We start from the raw sequence: 17,777 nt of genomic DNA on the forward strand, positions 1-17,777 counted from the left end.
CGTGAACAGACTCATCGACGCCTTTTGCCGTCTCCTCGAAGCACTGCTGGTCATCTTGCTTGCACTGATGGTAATCCTGGTGTTCGGCAACGTGGTCCTGCGATACGCGCTGAACTCGGGCATCGCAGTGAGCGAAGAAGTCTCCAGATGGCTGTTCGTCTGGATGGTCTTCCTGGGCGCCATCGTCGCCCTGAAGGACCACGGACATCTGGGGACCGACATGCTGACTTCGCGCCTGCCACTGGCGGGGAAGAAGGTGCTCGCGGTGGTTGCCCACGTGATGATGCTTTATGCCACATGGCTGCTGCTCTCGGGCAGCTGGGCCCAGGTCGTCATCAATCGCGAGGTACTTGCACCTGTCTCAGGCGCCTCGATGGCGATCTTCTACGGATCCGGTCTGGTCTTCGCCGCCTGCAGTGCGATCTTGCTGCTTCTGCAGCTGTGGCTGATCGTCTCGGGAACTGCCACTGAAGCCGACCTGAGCTTGAGCCAGGAAAGCGAAGACATGGCCCAGGTTGAAGCGCTGCACCTCGATCAGAGCCAAACCTTCAAGAAGCATTGAGCGCGCGGAGACAGACGACATGACTATATTCATCTTCATCGGCTCACTGCTGGGCGTGATGGCACTGGGCGTTCCGATCGCGTATGCCTTGCTCCTTTCCGGCGTGGCTTTGATGTGGCACCTGGACATCTTCGATGCTCAGATCCTGGCCCAGAACGTCATCAATGGCGCCGATTCGTTCCCGCTGCTGGCCGTCCCGTTCTTCATGCTCGCTGGCGAAATCATGAACGTAGGGGGTCTTTCACGACGCATCGTCAACCTGGCGCTCCAACTCGTCGGTCATCGACGCGGCGGCCTTGGCTACGTGGCCATTGTGGCAGCCTGCATCATGGCGGCGCTGTCGGGCTCGGCCGTGGCAGACACGGCGGCGCTGGCTGCGCTTTTATTGCCGATGATGATACGGGCGGGTCATGACAAGGGCCGCGCGGGCGGGCTCATCGCATCCGCGGGCATCATCGCGCCAATCATTCCGCCGTCCATTGGCTTTGTGATTTTCGGCGTTGCGGCCAATGTTTCGATCTCCAAACTGTTCCTGGCCGGAATTGTGCCGGGGCTGCTGATGGGATTGGGCATCGCCGTCACGTGGTACCTGGTGGCCAACAAGGAGGACATTGTTCCGCCGCCCAGGGCAACCTGGCCAGAGCGCATCCAAGCGCTGAGGGAGTCCACTTGGGCGCTGGTCCTGCCGGTCATCGTCATCGTGGGCTTGAAGTTCGGCGTATTCACGCCGACCGAAGCAGCAGTAGTTGCCGCCGTGTATGCGCTGCTGGTGTCTACATTGGTGTACCGAGAACTCTCACTGACGCAGCTGTATGGGGTGTTCGTGAGCGCCGCCAAAACGACGGCGGTGATCATGTTCCTGACCGCAGCCGCGATGGTGTCGGCCTGGCTCATCACCGTCGCCGATATCCCGGCGCAAACGGTGGATCTGCTGAAGCCATTCATGAACAATCAGACGATGCTGCTGATCGCCATCATGGTGCTTGTCATGATGGTCGGCACGGCGATGGACATGATCCCGACAGTACTCATTCTGACGCCCGTGTTGATGCCCGTCATCAAGGCCGCGGGCATAGACCCGATCTACTTCGGTGTTCTCTTCATCATGAACAACGCCATTGGCCTGATCACGCCCCCAGTGGGTACGGTTCTGAACGTGGTGGCTGGAGTCGGCCGGATGAAGCTGGACGAGGTCACTAGAGGTGTGCTTCCCTTCATGCTGGCGGAGTTCGTCGTGATGTTTGTGCTGGTATTTTTTCCGTGGCTGGTAACAGGCCCCGCGAGGTGGCTCGGCGGTTGACCCGGCGAAATGGCTCTCAAGGGCCTTGTCACGTGGCGATGGTGGATTGAAAGAGGCTGGAGACGGATCTCTCAGAAGGCGGCGTACGAGTCTCGGGCGACGTCGGTGAAAAGGCGCCATGCGTCGAAGCGCATGGCCAGTTGCTTGTGGCAAAGCGATGCGCACAGCGGATGGCGAACGCCGACGAAGGCATCCTTTATGCAGACGCTGGCGTATAGACATCCCCGCATTCGATCGCATTGACTTCATCGCCCGGTCCGACGAGATGGCATTGAGCCCCTACTTCGAACAACTCGTGCTGCAGCGTCGCCGCACTCCGGGCGTCGACCTCGTGAGCCGGTTGCTGCGAACAAATTGCGGTGCTGCGGCTTCGCTAGGGGCGAACCAAGCGCGCTTGGGGCGGTAGGCGTGGTGCAGCCAGGCAGATCCCTTCGCAAGCCTCTTGCATCCGTGTTTCGAGGAGTTTCTGACTCGCGGCGCGTGGGCATCGTGGCCCTGGCCAGGCGGCTGCTCATCGCGCTGTGGCGCTATCTGGACCGCGGCGAAATCCCGACTGGGGCCGAACTCAGGCCGCCTGCCGTTTGAGCCTCGCACCACTCGGCACGGATTGAATCGTCATGATCGAAGGTCGGCGCGCCCACAGTATCGTTGGGTCACCTCAGCGTGACCGCCAGCATGCGGTGCGGGGATATTGCACGACCCGCACAGATAGAAGGTCGTCCGAGCACACTGGCTCGAACGCCGATCACACCCCCACCTCGAATCAAGACAAATCGAAACCGTGCCGCGCAGCGGAGAGGGGGTCGACATGAAATCCTTCTAACCGACGCCATCGAAGGTGTCTTGACCATTTGGTTCACATAGAAGCGATAGTGCGCCCACTCGGCTGTCCGCAGTGGCACGCTGAGTACCGTGCATCTCAGCCTTCTCCGGGCTTTGGACCTACACCACGGAATGGGACGCGACCGCCAGCCGCCCTTTTCGAGTTTCACTTAGGATCGAGCTTCTAAGGCAGGCCGTCATGCACCTCCACGTCAACGAAGAGATCACATTCCGCAGGCTCGAGATCCTCTTGGTCTTCATGGAGACCGGCAATCTCTCGCGCGCGGCCGAGATCCTCGAGATCAGCCCTGTCAGCGTCCACCGCGCCTTGCATGCGCTCGAAACAGGGCTGCGCTGCGCCCTGTTTCGGCACGAAGGCCGCAACCTGCACCCGACCGAGGCCGCGCAAGCCTTGGCGGAGGTTGCCCGGGACGTGCTGCGCGCGATGGCCGAGGGCGTGCGTTCGACGCGCGAAGTGGCGGGCTATTCGGCCGATCGCATCCGCATCGGGTCGCTGTATTCCCTGACCAATCGCACGGTGCCGACGCTGGTCATGGCGATGAAACTGCGCAAGCCCGACATCCAGACCGAACTCGTCCTGGGCTCCAACGCCGACCTGCTGCAGAAGCTGCGTGACGGCGCCATCGATGCGGCGCTGATGGGCACGCCCGACGCGGCCCCAGACCTCGAGTCCGAACCCCTGTTCGAGGACGACATCTACTTCGCCGCGCCTTTGGGTTCGCGCTATGCGTCGATGGAACAGGTGGACCTGGCCGCCTGCGCCCATGAGCGTTTTGTCACCCTGAGCGAAGGCTTCGTCACCTACAGCGGCTTCGTGGACTCGTTTCGCGTGGCTGGCTTTACGCCCCACGTGGTCATGAAGACCGGCGACATCTTCTCCCTGATGAACCTGGTGGACGGTGGCGTCGGCTGCACTCTGCTGCCGGGGCGCGTGCGCTCGGTGATGCCGCAAAGGGTGCAACTGATTCCGCTGCAGTCCCGGTACCTGATGCGCCAGACCATCTCGCTCAATTTCCTGCGCACGCGCGAACGCGATCCCAACCTGCTCGCGCTGCTCTCGGTCTGCCGCATGGCGAAGGCGGACCTGGGCTGAGCATCCACGAGATCGATGCTCGGGTTAACCCTCGATCGTTTCAGTTCGCGTAAAGGTCAGCCACGCCGCTTAGTTGATCGTTCCGTAGGGGGTGCGTACTGTTCGTACCCAGACGTGCTGGCACCGCGTGTCGAACCCAAACACCTCCCGGAGACGCATTGATGAGTTCTCATTGGATTTCGATTTACGCCCTGATCGGCATGTTCGTGCTCGCCACCGTGCTGCCGATCAACATGGGCGTGATCGCCTTCGTCGGCGCGTTCCTGGTCGGCACGCTGGTCGCCGGCATGAACGCCAAGGCCATCATGGGCGGCTTTCCCGCCGACCTGTTCCTGACACTGGTCGGCATCACCTACCTCTTTGCGCTCGCGCAAAACAACGGCACGATCGACTGGCTCGTCAAACTCGCAGTGCGCGCGGTGCGCGGGCGCATCGCGGCCATTCCGTGGATCATGTTCTTCATCGCCGCGTTGCTCACCGCGGTGGGCGCGGTCAGCCCGGCGGCGGTGGCGATCATCGCGCCGATCGCGCTGGGATTCGCGGCCAAGTACGGCATCAACCCGCTGCTCATGGGCCTGATGGTGGTGCACGGCGCGCAGGGCGGCGGCTTCTCCCCGATCAGCATCTATGGCGGCATCACCAACAAGATCGTGGCCCGGGCCGGCTTGCCGCTCAGCGAGATGGCGACGATGATGGCCAGCCTCGGTGTCAACCTGGCGGTCGCGCTCCTGCTGTTCTTCCTGTTCGGCGGGATGAGGCTAGTTCGGCAGAAGGCCGACCACACAGGCGCCATGCCGACCGTGCGCCGCGTCGCCCATGGACAGGGCGGTGCGCAGGTGTACGGGGATGCGGAAAGCGAGTCGTTCGCGGAAGAGCGGCGCACCGCCAACCCTGACAACGATTCGCTGATGGACGCGTCGCCGGCAATCCCTGCCGAGCAGGGCTCGCGCCTCTACCAGATCGCCACCGTGCTGGGCCTGCTGGCACTGGCCGTGCTGACGCTGTTCTTCAAGCTTGACATCGGCTTCGTCTCGATCACCATCGGCCTGCTGCTCACGCTGATGGCGCCCAATCTGCAGAAGCGTGCGCTGGGACAGGTGTCGTGGCCGGAGATCATGCTGATCGTCGGCGTCAGCACCTATGTCGGCGTCATGGAAAAAATGGGGACGATCGATTTCGTCGGCCACAGCGTGGCGGGCCTCACCTCCCCGCTGATGGCAGCACTGCTGCTGTGCTTCGTCGGCGCGGTGGTGTCCGCATTCGCCTCATCGACCGCCGTGCTCGGCTCGTTGATTCCGCTGGCGGTGCCCTTCCTGCAAGGGGACACCGGTGTCAGTGCGATCGGCTTCATCGCGGCGATGGCCGTGTCCTCCACCATCGTCGACGTCAGCCCGTTCTCGACCAACGGCGCGCTGGTGTTGGCCAACGCGAAGGGCGTGGACCGCGATGTGTTCTTCCGCCAATTGATGATGTATGGCGCCCTCGTGACGGTGGTGGCCCCCGTGGTGGTGTGGCTTCTCTTCGTGGTGCTGTAAGGCGCCGCTTTCAATGACTTCACTCAACCCATTCAACCCATGAACTCCAGCTCCTGGACCACCAGGGCCGATGACCGCGCCGCCCGGCTGGCGCGCGCGGCCGCCGCACTCGGCACGCGGCTCGCCGGCAAGCAAGTCGCAACAGAGGCCATCGGCACGCTGCTCGAAGCGGTGCTTGCGCCCGGCGACCGCGTCTGCCTCGAAGGTAACAACCAGAAGCAGGCCAATTTCCTCGCGCAGGCCCTCGTGCAGGTCGATCCGCAGCGCGTGCACGGCCTGCACATGGTGCAGTCGGTGCTAGCATTGCCGGAACATCTCGACGTGTTCGAGAACGGTGTGGCCTCGCGCCTGGACTTCAGCTTCTCGGGGCCGCAGGGCGCGCGCCTGGCCAAGCTGGTCTCGGGCGGGCGCATCGAGATTGGCGCGATCCACACCTACCTCGAGCTGTTCGCGCGCTACTTCGTGGACCTCACGCCCAAGGTGGCGCTGGTCGCCGCGCATGCGGCCGACGCCGAAGGCAACCTCTACACCGGCCCCAACACCGAAGACACGCCGGCCATCGTCGAGGCCACGGCGTTCTCGGGTGGCATCGTGATCGCGCAGGTGAACGAGCTGGTGGACGGCCAGCGCACGACCTTGCCGCGCGTCGACATCCCGTCCGATTGGGTCAGCTTCGTGGTGAAGGCGCCGCGGCCGAATTTCATCGAGCCGCTGTTCACGCGCGACCCGGCGCAGATCAGCGAAGTGCAGATCCTGATGGCAATGATGGCGATCAAGGGCATCTATGCCGAATACGGCGTGCAGCGCCTGAACCATGGCATCGGCTTCGATACCGCGGCGATCGAGCTGCTGCTGCCGACCTACGCCGAGTCGCTTGGGCTCAAGGGCCAGATCGCGAAGCATTGGGCGCTCAACCCGCATCCGGCCCTGATCCCGGCGATCGAGGCCGGCTGGGTCGAGTCGGTGCACTCCTTCGGTTCCGAACTCGGCATGGAGGACTACATCCGGGCCCGCTCCGATGTCTTCTTCACCGGGCCCGACGGCAGCCTGCGCAGCAACCGGGCCTTCTGCCAGGCAGCCGGCCACTACGCCTGCGACCTATTCATCGGCTCGACCCTGCAGATCGACCTCGACGGCAACAGCTCGACCGCCACGCTCGGGCGCATCGCCGGCTTCGGCGGCGCGCCCAACATGGGCGCCGACGCGCGCGGCCGTCGCCATGGCAGCCCGGCCTGGCTCAAGGCCGGGCGCGAGGCGCGCGAGGGCCGCCGCGGCGCCGCGGGCACGCCGCGCGGCCAGAAGCTGGTGGTGCAGATGGTCGAGACTTTCCGCGAACACATGCAGCCGGCTTTCGTCGACCGCCTCGATGCCTGGACCTTGCAGGAGCAGGCCGGCATGGACCTGCCGCCCATCATGATCTACGGCGACGACGTGACCCACATCCTGACCGAGGAAGGCATCGCCAACCTGCTTTTGTGCCGCACCGACGCGGAGCGCGAGCAGGCCATCCGCGGCGTGGCCGGCTACACGGCGGTGGGCCTGGCGCGCGACCGGCGGGCGGTCGAGAACCTGCGCGACCGAGGCGTGATCCGCCGGCCGGAGGACCTGGGCATCGACCCCCGACAGGCCACGCGCAACCTGCTGGCCGCACGCAGCATGCGCGACCTCGTGCGCGCCTCGGGCGGGCTGTACCAGCCGCCCAAGCGCTTCAGAAACTGGTAGCAGGAGATTCAACGATGAGCGACGTTCCCGCAGGGCTCGAAACCCTGGACTTTTTCTTTGCCGGTGTCCGGCCCGCGGGCGCTTTTGCGCCGGTGCTGGTCGGCGTCGTCGGGTCCGGCAACCTCGAGGTGATGCTCGAGGCGACCGACGACAATGGTTGCGCAGTGCGCGTCGAGACCTCCGCGCGCGGCTTCGGGCCGATCTGGCAGGCCGTGATGAACGACTTCCACGCGCGCCATCCACTGGGCGGCGTGCGCGTCTCGATCAACGACATGGGCGCCACACCTGCGGTGGTGAGCCTGCGGCTCGACCAGGCAGTGGCCGAGATCAGCGGAGGCCGACCATGATCAGCTATGCGGAATGCTCGGCGCGCGAGCGTCTTGCCCTGCTGCTCGACCCAGGCAGCTTTCACGAATGGCTGCCGCCGAGCGAACGGGTGACAAGCCCGCACCTAGCGCAGCTTGGCGTGCCTTCGGCCTTCGATGATGGCGTGGCGGTCGGTCGCGCGACGCTCGATGGGCGCAGCGTGTTCGTGGCGGCCCAGGAAGGTGCGTTCATGGGAGGTGGCGTCGGCGAGGTGCACGGGGCCAAGCTGGTCGGCCTGCTGCAGCGCGCGCTGCGTGACCGGCCTGATGCCGTGCTGCTGCTGGCCGAGTCGGGTGGCGTGCGCCTGCACGAGGCCAACGCCGGGCTGATCGCCGTGTCGGAAGTTATGCGCGCGCTGCTCGACGTGCGCGCCGCTGCCATCCCGGTGATCGTGCTGATCGGCGGCGCCAACGGCTGCTTCGGCGGCATGGGCATCGTCGCACGCTGCGCCGATCACATCGTGATGAGCGATGTCGGACGGCTCGCCATGTCGGGCCCCGAGGTCATCGAAGCGTCGCACGGCGTCGAGGAATTCGATTCGCGCGACCGGGCGCTGGTCTGGCGCACCACCGGAGGCAAGCATCGCTGGCTCATCGGCGACTGCGACAACCTGGTCGAAGACGATGTTGCCGCCTTTCGCGAGGCGGCCATCGCCGCTATCGGCCAAGCGAAGCCATTGACCCTGGCAGCACTCGAAGACGAGCACGCATTGCTCACCAGTCGACTGCTCGCCCTGCCGGCCGGGGACACCGGCGGCGATGACGCGGTGCTGCTGTGGCGCGCACTTGGTGTCGTCGATGCTGAGCAGGTGCCGGATTTGTCGGTCAACGCCGTGCGTTCCCTGCGCGTCATCTAACCCAGGAGTACTCCATGCAGTGGAATTCCCTTGTCACCCAGCTCTTTGGCTCCTACCACGGCATGCGCGCCGCGGGCGACTTCCTCCAGGGCGAAGTGATGTTCGATGGTGCGCCGCTCACGGTGATCGGCACCACGAACCATGCGCCGATCGGCGTCAGGCTAGCGCTCGCCCAGGCGCGCGTGGTGCTCGATACGATCACGCAGCATCCCGGCCGAGCGATCCTGCTGCTCATCGACACCCAAGGCCAGCAGCTGCGTCGACGCGACGAGTTGCTCGGCATCAACCGGGCGATGGCGCATCTTGGCGCAACCATCGACCTGGCGCGACGACGCGGCCATTGCGTGATCGGGCTGGTGTATGACCAGGCCCTGTCCGGCGGCTTCATCACCTCGGGGCTGATCGCCGATGCTTGCTATGCCTTGCCGGACGCCGAGATCCGGGTGATGCGCATACCCGCGATGGCGCGCGTGACAAAGCTGCCCGAGGAGAAACTCGCCGCGCTGTCGCAGTCCAACCCGGTGTTCGCGCCCGGCGTGCAGAACTACGTGGCGATGGGCGGCGTGCGTGCGCTCTGGCAGGGGGACCTGCAGGCCGCGTTGCGCGACGCGCTGGCTCATACGCCGACCGAAGACCTGCGTGCGCGCGATGGCGCCAAACGCGGCGGACGCCAGCTGGCCGCCCCTGTCGTGCAGCGCGTGCTGGACGCGGCCTGAAGACCGCCGCGCGCCATGGCCCGCCTGCGACGCCATCAACTTGCCCGGCTCACCGACGCCGGCTGGCACACCCTCCTGCAACGACCCTGGGACGTGCAGGCGCGCGCGTGCCTGACGCACTGGGCGATGCAACGACTGCCGCTCGTGGTAACGCGCCAGCCGCTTGATGCCGTCCCTGACGGTTGGATCGCGTTGGGCCTTCCGGCTCCGACGCCCTGGGACCGGCGCCGGCTCGCGCTGCGAGTACCGCTCGCCGCCGTGCGTCGCTTCGACGAGTTTCCCCGCCTTGCCGCAGTGCAGGCGCTGCTGCCGCCGTCGGCGCAGCGGGGGCTGCGCGAGCTCTTGGACGCGCTCGACACCGGTGGCGCGACAGCCCACGTCTTCGGCAGCTACGGCTGGCAGACGATCAGCGGCCTCACGCACGTGCGGCCGGAGTCCGACCTCGATCTCTGGGTCGCCGTCGACGGGATCGGTCAGGCCGATGCCGTCGCGCAGGTACTCCAGTCCTTCGGCGACACACGACCTCGGCTGGACGGCGAACTCGTCTTCCGCGACGGTGCCTCGGTTGCCTGGCGCGAATGGATCGAATGGCGTGCCGGACGCGCGCGTGCCGTGATGGTCAAGCACCTGGACGGCGTGACCCTGCAGCGCGACTCCGCATGGTGCGGCCGCGCGATGTTGGCGGAACCGATGGCATGAAGACCTCCGCACTCCGCATGCGCCGGCAACCGCACCTCACGCCCGCCGCAATCGGGCGCGCCGCCACGCTCGCACTGCACGACGAACTCGCGCTAACGCCCAAGCCGGGACTTGTGACCTTGATCGACCGCGGCAGCCACGACGACATGGACGCGCACACCTTCATGCGCAGCCTGTTCTCGCTGCGCCGCTACTTTGCACAGATCGCGGAAGCCGGATCGGGGCTCGCGGCGTTCGCCGTACTGGAGCAATGCGGCATCGAAGCGGAAGCACGCATGCTCGCAGCCACCGGCGGCATCAACACGCATCGTGGGGCTGTCTTCATGTTGGGGCTGCTGTGCGCCGCGGCGGGCGCGACCCTGCGCGAGGAGGGCGGTGCATTGCGACCGGATGCACTGCGTGGTGCCTTGCGCTGTCATTGGGGCGCTGCGCTCGCCGGGCGCAGCCAACGCGCGTCGGCCTTGCCCGGCGGCATAGCCGCGAAACGTTTCGGCCTGCGCAGCGCATCCGAAGAAGCGGCACTCGCCTTCCCGGTGCTGTTCGATACGGCGCTGCCCGCGCTGACCGCGGCACTGGCCCGCGGCCTGACGACGCAGCAGGCACGACTCGACACGCTGTTCCACACCATGGCGGCCCTGGATGACAGCAATCTCGCGCACCGCGGCGGTCTCGCCGGCCTACGCTACGCGCAGCGCACGGCGCAGGCGTTCCTGGACCGGGGCGGTGTCGCCCGGCCCGACGGACTGCAGGAGGCGCACGCCATTGCGGGCGAGTTCGTGGCACGGCGCCTGTCGCCCGGCGGCGCGGCCGACACGCTCGCCGCAGCCTGCTGGATCACGCGCGTGTGTGGCGGCGCATGAGCTTCGCGCTGCTGTTTTCCGGCCAGGGCCACCAGCATCCCGCGATGCTGCCGTGGTTGGCCGCCGATTCCATCGTGCACGACATGATCGCGCGCCTCGGCGTCGAGGACTGGCGAGGCGCACTGGCCGATCCGGCCTGGGCCGAACGCAATGACCACGCGCAGACCTTGCTGACCGGCCTCGCGCTCGCCGCGTGGAACCAACTCGCACCCCTCGTGGCGCCTCCGACGGCCATCGCGGGCCACAGCGTCGGGGAACTGGCCGCTTTCAGCGCGGCCGGCGTGCTCGAAGCCGAAGCCACCCTCGCGCTGGCGCAGCAGCGTGCCGCGGCCATGGATGCCTGTGCGGCGCAAGCCCCCGGCGGGCTGCTGGCGGTCACCGGTCTTTCCCGGCCCAGGGTGCAATCGCTGTGCGTCGAAACCGGCCTCGCCCTCGCGATCCGCAACGGCCCGGACAGCGTGATCCTCGGCGGGCCGAGCGCCGCATTGGCGCAGGCGCAGCGCACCGCCTTGCTCGAGGGTGCACAGTGCACACGGCTGCGCGTCAACGTCGCTTCCCACACGCCGTGGATGCGCGAGGCGGCGGACCGCTTCGCACGGACCCTCGAAGGCGTTGCCTTTCAGGCACCGCAAGTCGCGCTGTTCAGCAATGCTGCGGACCGCATCCGCGATGCAGCGTCTGCGCGTAGTGCCTTGGCCGCGCAGATCGCCACCACTGTCCGCTGGGACGAGTGCATGGACAACGTCATGGCCCGACAGGTCCGCTGCGTGCTCGAGATCGGGCCCGGCCAGGCGCTGGCGCGCATGTGGAACCAGCGCTACCCCACCGTCCCGGCGCGCGCCTGCGACGAATTTCGCAGCGCCGCTGCGATCGCCGCCTGGTTGGTCCGCCATGACGACCCTTGACCCCCTAAGTTTCGACGCCCTAACCCCTATCCGACCCTCCAGGAGATTCACCGTGAGCTCGAACGAAGCAAAGACCCGACTGATTCCGGCCCCCGACTGGAAAGACGCTCATGTTCCCGGCATGGCGGCCTACGACCAACTCGTCGCCGAAGCAGAGGCCGACTACAGCGGCTATTGGTCGCGCCTCGCGCGCGAGTTCCTGAGTTGGAAAACGCCGTTCACCCAAGGGCTCGACGACAGCCAGGCGCCCTTCTTCAAATGGTTCGAGGATGGCACGCTGAACGTGTCCCACAACTGCCTCGACCGCCAGGTCGAGCGCGGCTTGGGCGACAAGACCGCGATCATCTTCGAAGCCGACGACGGGAAGGTCACGCAGGTCAGCTACCGCGAGTTACTCGCACGCACCTGCCGCATGGCCAATGCGCTGAGGACGCACGGCGTGAAGAAAGGCGACCGCGTCGTCATCTACATGTCGATAAGCATCGAGGGCGTGGTCGCCATGCAGGCCTGTGCGCGCATCGGCGCCACGCATTCGGTGGTGTTCGGCGGCTTCTCGGCGCAGAGCCTGCGCGACCGCATCCAGGATGCCGGCGCCGTGATGGTCATCACCGCCGACGAACAGGTGCGCGGCGGAAGGCAGCTGCCGCTCAAGGCCATCGTCGACGATGCCATCGCGCTGGGCGGCTGCGAGAGCGTGAAGAGCGTCATCGTCTACCAGCGCACCCGCGGGCCAATCGGCTGGGAGCCATCGCGCGACCGCTGGCTGCACGAAGAGACGCAAGGCCAGCCAGAGACCTGCGAACCCGAATGGGTGGGCGCCGAGCATCCCCTGTTCGTCCTCTACACCTCTGGGTCGACCGGCAATCCTAAGGGCGTTCAGCATTCCAGCGGCGGCTACCTGCTGCATGCGGTGCTGACCACCAAGTGGACCTTCGACCTGAAGCCGGACGACGTGTTCTGGTGCACCGCGGACATCGGCTGGGTCACGGGCCACACCTACATTGCCTACGGCCCGCTGGCATTGGGTGCGACCGAGGTCGTGTTCGAGGGCGTGCCCACCTACCCCGACGCGGGCCGCTTCTGGAAGATGATCCAGGACCACAAAGTGAGCGTGTTCTACACCGCGCCGACGGCCGTCCGCTCGCTGATCAAGGCAGCCGAAGGCAACGAAGCCGTGCACCCGAAGCGCTACGACATGTCGAGCTTGCGCATCCTGGGCTCGGTCGGCGAGCCGATCAATCCGGCAGCCTGGGAATGGTTCCATGAGAACGTCGGCGGCAGCCGCTGCCCGATCGTCGACACTTTTTGGCAGACGGAGACCGGCGGCCACATGATCACTCCCCTGCCGGGCGCCACGCCGCTGGTGCCGGGTTCCTGCACCCTGCCCTTCCCGGGCATCGCAGCGGCCATCGTCGACGAGACCGGCACCGACGTGCCGAATGGCCAGGGCGGCATCCTTGTGATCAAGAAGCCCTGGCCGAGCATGATCCGCACGATCTGGGGCGATTCGGAGCGCTTCAAGGCAAGCTACTACCCGCTCGAACTCAAGGGCTTCTACCTCGCGGGAGACGGCGCGATCCGCGATGCGAAGACCGGCTATTTCACGATCACCGGGCGCATCGACGATGTGCTCAACGTCTCGGGCCACCGCATGGGCACCATGGAGATCGAGTCCGCGCTGGTGTCGTACACCGCCCTCGTCGCCGAAGCCGCGGTGGTCGGGCGCCCAGACGACACCACAGGCGAGGCGATCTGCGCCTTCGTCGTGCTGAAGCGCGCTCGCCCGACAGGGGACGAAGCGAAGAAGATCGCCAACGAGCTGCGCAACTGGGTGGCCAAGGAGATCGGCCCGATCGCCAAGCCAAAGGACATCCGCTTTGGCGACAACCTGCCCAAGACGCGCAGCGGTAAGATCATGCGCAGGCTGCTGCGGTCCGTCGCCAAGGGCGAGGCCATCACGCAGGACACCTCGACCCTGGAAAATCCGGCAATTCTGGAGCAGTTGGCCCAGAGGAATTGAATCTGTCGATGTGGCCTCGGGCGCGACCGAGGATCTCTCGAAAGTATGCCGCGAGTTTTTGCTCTGTGAAAGTTCGCCTACCCATCAATCAACGACATCTCATGCCGTTTCGCAAAATATCCCCCCGGCAAAAACATCCCCGACGCCTTCAACGTCGTGATCGAAATCCCGATGAATGCCGACCCGATCAACTACGAAGTCGACAAGGAATCGGGTGCGATCTTCATCGACCGCTTCATGACCACGGCAATTTACTAACCGGCCAACTCCAGCCACATGCCGCAGACGCTTTCGGGCGACGGCGACCCCGTCGACGTGCTGGTGATCGCGCCGTATCGGCTGCTGCCGGGGGTCGTGGTGCCATGCCCCCGCTCGGCATCACGATGATGGAAGACGAAGCCGGCGTGGACGGCAGGGTGCTCGCCATGCCCACCGACAGGGTGCTGCCGATCTACAGCCACTGGAAGTCGGTCGACGGCGTGATGCGCCTGAAGGCCATCGGCCACTTCTTCGAGCACTACAAGGAACTGGCAGCCGGCAAGTGGGTCAAGGTGCTGGGCTGGGAAGGCATCGACGCCGCCAAGAAGGAAGTCGTCGACGGCATTTCGCGCAACATCCAACGCAGGCCGGAGACACCATGAGACTGATTTTGTTGGGCGCCCCCGGGGCAGGAAAAGGCACGCAAGCGGCCTTCATTTGCCAGAAATACGGCATCCCCCAAATCTCGACCGGCGACATGCTGCGCGCCGCCGTCAAGGCCGGCACGCCGCTCGGGCTGCAGGCCCAGGCCGTCATGGCATCGGGCGCGCTGGTGAGCGACGACCTGATCATCAACCTGGTCAAGGAGCGCATCGCGCTGCCTGACTGCGCCCAGGGCTTTCTCTTCGACGGCTTCCCGCGCACCATTCCGCAGGCCGAGGCCATGCGCGCGGCCGGCGTCAAGCTCGACTACGTGCTCGAGATCGACGTGCCCTTCTCCGACATCATCGAACGCATGAGCGGGCGCCGTTCACACCCGGCGTTGGGACGCACCTACCACCTGAAGTTCAATCCGCCGAAGACCGCGGGCAAGGACGACTTCACGGGCGAGGACCTGATCCAGCGCGAGGACGACAAGGAAGAAACCGTGCGCAAGCGGCTCGAGGTCTACAGCCAGCAGACGCGTCCGCTGGTCGACTACTACTCGAACTGGGCCAAGGCCGACCCGGCCGCGGCGCCCAAATACCGCGCGATCAGCGGCGTCGACACGATCGACCGGATCATGTCCTTGGTTCGGGCGGCGCTCAGCAACTGATTACGCAACAGCTCTGTCGGAACCTCACGCCCGAGTTGTATAGCCGAGCCACGTCGGCCAGCGTCACGTGGGTCTGGCGATACGGTCGACAGCGGCGCACCGCCTGACGCGTCCGCCGCAAGGCATCATCACTTTGCATCGTCTGCTGCGAGCGGCGTGGGGCACGGCTCGTCTTTGCTTGGATTGGCCTGCCGTCCTTGGCCGCGGAATTCCGAGCAGCGGTGGTTGTGATCCAAGCGCAAGGCCTGTTGGCTCCACGCCTGTGGAGTACAAAAACTTTTTGGCACAAGACTTCAAAGTGCAGGCTGAACGGGTGAAATATCTGGCGCCACACTGGACTGATCGCCCATTTGCGCGAACGCTATGTCCCGGTTGAATTTTGTGCAACAAGGGCAAGGCCCGCTGGTGGTGCTGAGCCATGCGCTGGGTTGCGACCTGACCATGTGGAACGACGTAGCCATCGCGCTGGAAGACCGCTACACCGTGCTGCGATACGACCACCGGGGCCATGGTCGCAGTCCGGCCAGCGCCGGTACGTACCCCATCGAGGACGCGGCAGACGACGCGGCCGAGTTGATCCGCACCCAAGGGGTGGGACCAGTGCATTTCGTCGGTCTTTCGATGGGCGGCATGACGGCCCAGTCGCTGGGCGCCCGACACCCGCGACTGGTACGCAGTTTGGTGATTGCCAACTCTGCCAGCAGCTACGACGATGCCGCACGCGCCATGTGGCAGGCCCGTATCACCATGGTGTTGACTCACGGTGTCCGGTCGATTGCCGCGGGTGTCGTTCAGCGCTGGTTTACGACGGAATTCCATCGACGCGACCAGGCTCTCGTGACTGCATTACGAGCCGTTCTGGAAGCCAATTCAGCTGAGTCCTACGCTGCCGCGTGCGGGGCCGTGGCCGATATCGACCTCGACGATGGCAACTGCAGCATCGTGTGTCCCACACTGGTGGTCGCCGGTAGCAGTGACGAGGCGACGCCGCCGGTGATGTCGGAGGGAATTGCCCGGCACATCCCAGGCGCGCAACTGCGCCTTCTTGACGCAGCACATTTGAGTGCAGCGGAGCAGCCCGATGCCTTCGCGAACCTGCTTACCGATTTCTGGGCAGGACTGGCTGCCTAAAGGCAGGCAAGGAGAGGATGCTTACGGTTTGCGCTTGCGTGACTACGCAGCCAACGCCCCGGCCAAGGCCTGGGCCAGATCCTCTCGTAAATCGTCAGCGCTCTCCAGGCCGATCGAAAAGCGCAACAGATGCCCGGCATAGCCCTGCTTGCCGCTGCGGATGCTTCCCATGTCGTAGGGCATGACCAGACTCATGGGCCCGCCCCAGGACAGCCCGATCCCGAACAAATGAAGACGGTCGCAGAAGGCATCGACTTGTGCGGGGGTACGGGACTCATCGATGAGCACCGAGAAGAGACCGGCGGCAGCGCTGCAGTGCGTCGCCCAGTATTCGTGCCCGAGGCATGATTCAAACGCTGGGTGCAGGACCCGGTGAACTCCATCTTGCTTGGCCAACCATGAGGCGAGTGCTCGAGCCGTGGCGTCGTGCAGGTCGTAGCGGGCCTTGATCGATGCCAAGCCCCGCAGCACCAGTTCTGCATCGTTGGCACCAACGCCCATTCCCAGATCCAGATAGGCGATGCGGAGCTTGTCATGCAAGCTGCCGTCGTTCGTGATGATCGAGCCCATCAAGACATCGGCGCCGCCTGAAGGGTACTTTGTCAGGGCGTGGACACTGATGTCCACTCCCATCTCGAAGGGGGCGAAAGCGATGCCTGCACCCCAGGTGTTGTCGAGCGCGACCAACGCGCCCGCGTTCTTGGCCGTTGCCACCAAGGTGCGAAGGTCCGGAAATTCCATGGTGATCGATCCTGGCGCCTCGACCCAAACGAGCCTGCTGCGAACGCTCAGCTTGGCCTGCAGGTCAGCGACGTCCATGGGGTCGTAGCACTGATGGGTGATGCCCAGTTGCGAGAGCGTCATTCGCGCATGGCGCAGCGAGGGCCCATAGACGTTGGTGGGCAGAAGCACCTCGTCACCGCTGGACAGCAGGCCGAGGTTGACCGCGGCAATGGCTGCCTGCCCGCTCGGGCATAGCAGGCAGTGTCGACCGCCTTCGAGCGTACACAGACGCTGTTCCACGGTGTACGTTGTAGGCGTGCCATAGAGGCCGTAACTGTACCCGTCACGGTGGCCGAATGCCTTGGAACGTTCGCGCACCGTTGCCGCGTTCGGAAACAAGACTGTAGACCCCTTGAATACGCCCGGAGGAACCGCGTGGTAGCCGGCAGGCGGGATGTAGTCGTTGTGGATCAATTTGGTGCTGATGTCTTGAGGCATGGCGAGAAGTCTTCTGCATTCAGGTGCTTCAATGTATCGGAACACAAGGCAGCCACCCATGCCCCGCCCCGGCAAAAACGCACACAGGGTTGCGCCTATGCACGCTCCATTGCCCAGCTTTACATTGCGTATGTCCCGCCACGATCTGCATACTGCAAACGCCGCCAGAATTCCGCTGTGCAGCAAATGAGCCGCTCCTTGTCGGCATCGACGAAAAAGACATGACATCAAAGCTTATCCAGAACGCGCCAGCAGAAGCCTATGGTCCGCCAGAGCGCAGGTTTCCCCTGTGCAAGCGTGAGGGCTTCGTTCCCCAAGTGCAGCGCTGGTCATTCCAGCTGCCGCCTGACTGCATGCAGATGCGCGTGGCGTTCCTGGCGGTGCAGGGAGTGGATGACGCAGAGCTTGAGCGAAGTGCGTTCTTCCGATGGGCGCCGGATGCACTGTCGCATGCCGCCGGTCCGACGAGCTTCGATCACGCCCGCTTCACCGATATGCAGGGATTGCGCAACCAAGTCATCGCCGCTGGTTGACGAGGGCCAGTTTGAACGTTGGCGCTCCGACGACGTACTGCAATCGTGGTGGGCCTCGAAAGAGCGCCTGCACGACCAGACGGGCGCGTGGCGCGAGATTCTTCGTGTGCCGCGGTAGCGC

The 17,777-nt window shown here is 65.2% G+C and carries 16 protein-coding genes and 1 pseudogene; 16 read left to right on the top strand and 1 reads right to left on the bottom strand.

Annotation, left to right across the window (positions count from 1 at the left end):
- The first annotated feature begins 1 nt into the window (after window position 1).
- The 15 genes and pseudogenes from AC1DYK_RS15465 to AC1DYK_RS15535 all read left to right on the top strand — a co-directional run bounded on the left by AC1DYK_RS15465 (window position 2) and on the right by AC1DYK_RS15535 (window position 15,902).
- Window positions 2-562: a TRAP transporter small permease gene (locus tag AC1DYK_RS15465; RefSeq protein ID WP_477650689.1), complete on the top strand. Its 561-nt coding sequence runs from the start codon at window positions 2-4 to the stop codon at window positions 560-562.
- Window positions 563-581: 19 nt separating this feature from the next.
- Complete coding sequence (locus tag AC1DYK_RS15470) at window positions 582-1,862, top strand: TRAP transporter large permease subunit (protein WP_478157716.1); 1,281 nt, start codon at window positions 582-584, stop codon at window positions 1,860-1,862.
- A 1,021-nt stretch (window positions 1,863-2,883) separates the two neighbouring features.
- Window positions 2,884-3,798, top strand: a complete 915-nt coding sequence (locus AC1DYK_RS15475; protein WP_478093552.1) for a LysR family transcriptional regulator — start codon at window positions 2,884-2,886, stop codon at window positions 3,796-3,798.
- Window positions 3,799-3,959: 161 nt separating this feature from the next.
- Window positions 3,960-5,333, top strand: coding sequence for an SLC13 family permease (locus AC1DYK_RS15480; RefSeq protein WP_478157715.1), 1,374 nt, complete (start codon window positions 3,960-3,962; stop codon window positions 5,331-5,333).
- A gap of 39 nt (window positions 5,334-5,372) precedes the next feature.
- Entirely contained in the window at window positions 5,373-7,055 is a 1,683-nt protein-coding gene (mdcA, locus tag AC1DYK_RS15485) for a malonate decarboxylase subunit alpha (protein ID WP_478167134.1), read from the top strand.
- 14 nt (window positions 7,056-7,069) lie between these two features.
- The gene (gene mdcC, locus AC1DYK_RS15490; RefSeq protein ID WP_478094777.1) at window positions 7,070-7,402 is read left to right on the top strand and encodes a malonate decarboxylase acyl carrier protein; all 333 of its coding nucleotides are present in this window, start codon (window positions 7,070-7,072) and stop codon (window positions 7,400-7,402) included.
- Window positions 7,399-8,277: a biotin-independent malonate decarboxylase subunit beta gene (locus AC1DYK_RS15495; protein ID WP_478094779.1), complete on the top strand. Its 879-nt coding sequence runs from the start codon at window positions 7,399-7,401 to the stop codon at window positions 8,275-8,277. Before mdcC ends, AC1DYK_RS15495 begins: the two co-directional genes overlap by 4 nt.
- A gap of 14 nt (window positions 8,278-8,291) precedes the next feature.
- A complete protein-coding gene (locus tag AC1DYK_RS15500) occupies window positions 8,292-8,993 on the top strand; it encodes a biotin-independent malonate decarboxylase subunit gamma (protein ID WP_478157713.1) in 702 nt (233 codons plus the stop codon).
- A 15-nt stretch (window positions 8,994-9,008) separates the two neighbouring features.
- Window positions 9,009-9,692 (top strand): malonate decarboxylase holo-[acyl-carrier-protein] synthase, encoded by a 684-nt coding sequence (mdcG, locus tag AC1DYK_RS15505; protein ID WP_478167135.1) that lies wholly within the window; start codon window positions 9,009-9,011, stop codon window positions 9,690-9,692.
- Window positions 9,689-10,552 carry a triphosphoribosyl-dephospho-CoA synthase gene (locus AC1DYK_RS15510; protein WP_478093767.1) on the top strand — a complete coding sequence of 288 codons (864 nt, stop codon included), beginning with the start codon at window positions 9,689-9,691 and terminating at the stop codon, window positions 10,550-10,552. Before mdcG ends, AC1DYK_RS15510 begins: the two co-directional genes overlap by 4 nt.
- Window positions 10,549-11,457 (top strand): acyltransferase domain-containing protein, encoded by a 909-nt coding sequence (locus tag AC1DYK_RS15515; RefSeq protein ID WP_478093769.1) that lies wholly within the window; start codon window positions 10,549-10,551, stop codon window positions 11,455-11,457. The genes AC1DYK_RS15510 and AC1DYK_RS15515 overlap by 4 nt, the downstream gene beginning before the upstream one ends.
- A 121-nt stretch (window positions 11,458-11,578) precedes the next feature.
- The gene (acs, locus tag AC1DYK_RS15520; protein ID WP_478167162.1) at window positions 11,579-13,477 is read left to right on the top strand and encodes an acetate--CoA ligase; all 1,899 of its coding nucleotides are present in this window, start codon (window positions 11,579-11,581) and stop codon (window positions 13,475-13,477) included.
- Window positions 13,478-13,573: 96 nt separating this feature from the next.
- Window positions 13,574-14,118: pseudogene (gene ppa / locus AC1DYK_RS15525) on the top strand (inorganic diphosphatase).
- Window positions 14,115-14,771: an adenylate kinase gene (gene adk, locus AC1DYK_RS15530; RefSeq protein ID WP_478167136.1), complete on the top strand. Its 657-nt coding sequence runs from the start codon at window positions 14,115-14,117 to the stop codon at window positions 14,769-14,771. Before ppa ends, adk begins: the two are co-directional and overlap by 4 nt.
- Before the next feature lie 363 nt (window positions 14,772-15,134).
- Window positions 15,135-15,902 (top strand): alpha/beta fold hydrolase, encoded by a 768-nt coding sequence (locus AC1DYK_RS15535; protein WP_478167137.1) that lies wholly within the window; start codon window positions 15,135-15,137, stop codon window positions 15,900-15,902.
- Window positions 15,903-15,944: 42 nt separating this feature from the next.
- Here the strand turns inward: AC1DYK_RS15535 and AC1DYK_RS15540 are convergent, their stop codons facing one another.
- Window positions 15,945-17,123, bottom strand: coding sequence for a PLP-dependent transferase (locus AC1DYK_RS15540; protein WP_477650574.1), 1,179 nt, complete (start codon window positions 17,121-17,123; stop codon window positions 15,945-15,947).
- Window positions 17,124-17,344: 221 nt separating this feature from the next.
- Between AC1DYK_RS15540 and AC1DYK_RS15545 the strand changes: the two genes are divergently transcribed.
- On the top strand, window positions 17,345-17,656 hold the full coding sequence (locus AC1DYK_RS15545; protein WP_478158313.1) for a hypothetical protein: 312 nt from the start codon (window positions 17,345-17,347) through the stop codon (window positions 17,654-17,656).
- The last annotated feature ends 121 nt before the right edge of the window (window positions 17,657-17,777 follow it).

The organism is Variovorax sp. P2_H12, from assembly GCF_056403395.1.

Coding starts and splice junctions, on each gene's coding strand:
- AC1DYK_RS15470 (WP_478157716.1), top strand. CDS start 582: ATGACTATATTCATCTTCATCGGCTCACTGCTGGGCGTGATGGCACTG.
- AC1DYK_RS15475 (WP_478093552.1), top strand. CDS start 2,884: ATGCACCTCCACGTCAACGAAGAGATCACATTCCGCAGGCTCGAGATC.
- AC1DYK_RS15480 (WP_478157715.1), top strand. CDS start 3,960: ATGAGTTCTCATTGGATTTCGATTTACGCCCTGATCGGCATGTTCGTG.
- mdcA (WP_478167134.1), top strand. CDS start 5,373: ATGAACTCCAGCTCCTGGACCACCAGGGCCGATGACCGCGCCGCCCGG.
- mdcC (WP_478094777.1), top strand. CDS start 7,070: ATGAGCGACGTTCCCGCAGGGCTCGAAACCCTGGACTTTTTCTTTGCC.
- AC1DYK_RS15495 (WP_478094779.1), top strand. CDS start 7,399: ATGATCAGCTATGCGGAATGCTCGGCGCGCGAGCGTCTTGCCCTGCTG.
- AC1DYK_RS15500 (WP_478157713.1), top strand. CDS start 8,292: ATGCAGTGGAATTCCCTTGTCACCCAGCTCTTTGGCTCCTACCACGGC.
- mdcG (WP_478167135.1), top strand. CDS start 9,009: ATGGCCCGCCTGCGACGCCATCAACTTGCCCGGCTCACCGACGCCGGC.
- AC1DYK_RS15510 (WP_478093767.1), top strand. CDS start 9,689: ATGAAGACCTCCGCACTCCGCATGCGCCGGCAACCGCACCTCACGCCC.
- AC1DYK_RS15515 (WP_478093769.1), top strand. CDS start 10,549: ATGAGCTTCGCGCTGCTGTTTTCCGGCCAGGGCCACCAGCATCCCGCG.
- acs (WP_478167162.1), top strand. CDS start 11,579: ATGGCGGCCTACGACCAACTCGTCGCCGAAGCAGAGGCCGACTACAGC.
- adk (WP_478167136.1), top strand. CDS start 14,115: ATGAGACTGATTTTGTTGGGCGCCCCCGGGGCAGGAAAAGGCACGCAA.
- AC1DYK_RS15535 (WP_478167137.1), top strand. CDS start 15,135: ATGTCCCGGTTGAATTTTGTGCAACAAGGGCAAGGCCCGCTGGTGGTG.
- AC1DYK_RS15540 (WP_477650574.1), bottom strand. CDS start 17,123: ATGCCTCAAGACATCAGCACCAAATTGATCCACAACGACTACATCCCG.
- AC1DYK_RS15545 (WP_478158313.1), top strand. CDS start 17,345: ATGACATCAAAGCTTATCCAGAACGCGCCAGCAGAAGCCTATGGTCCG.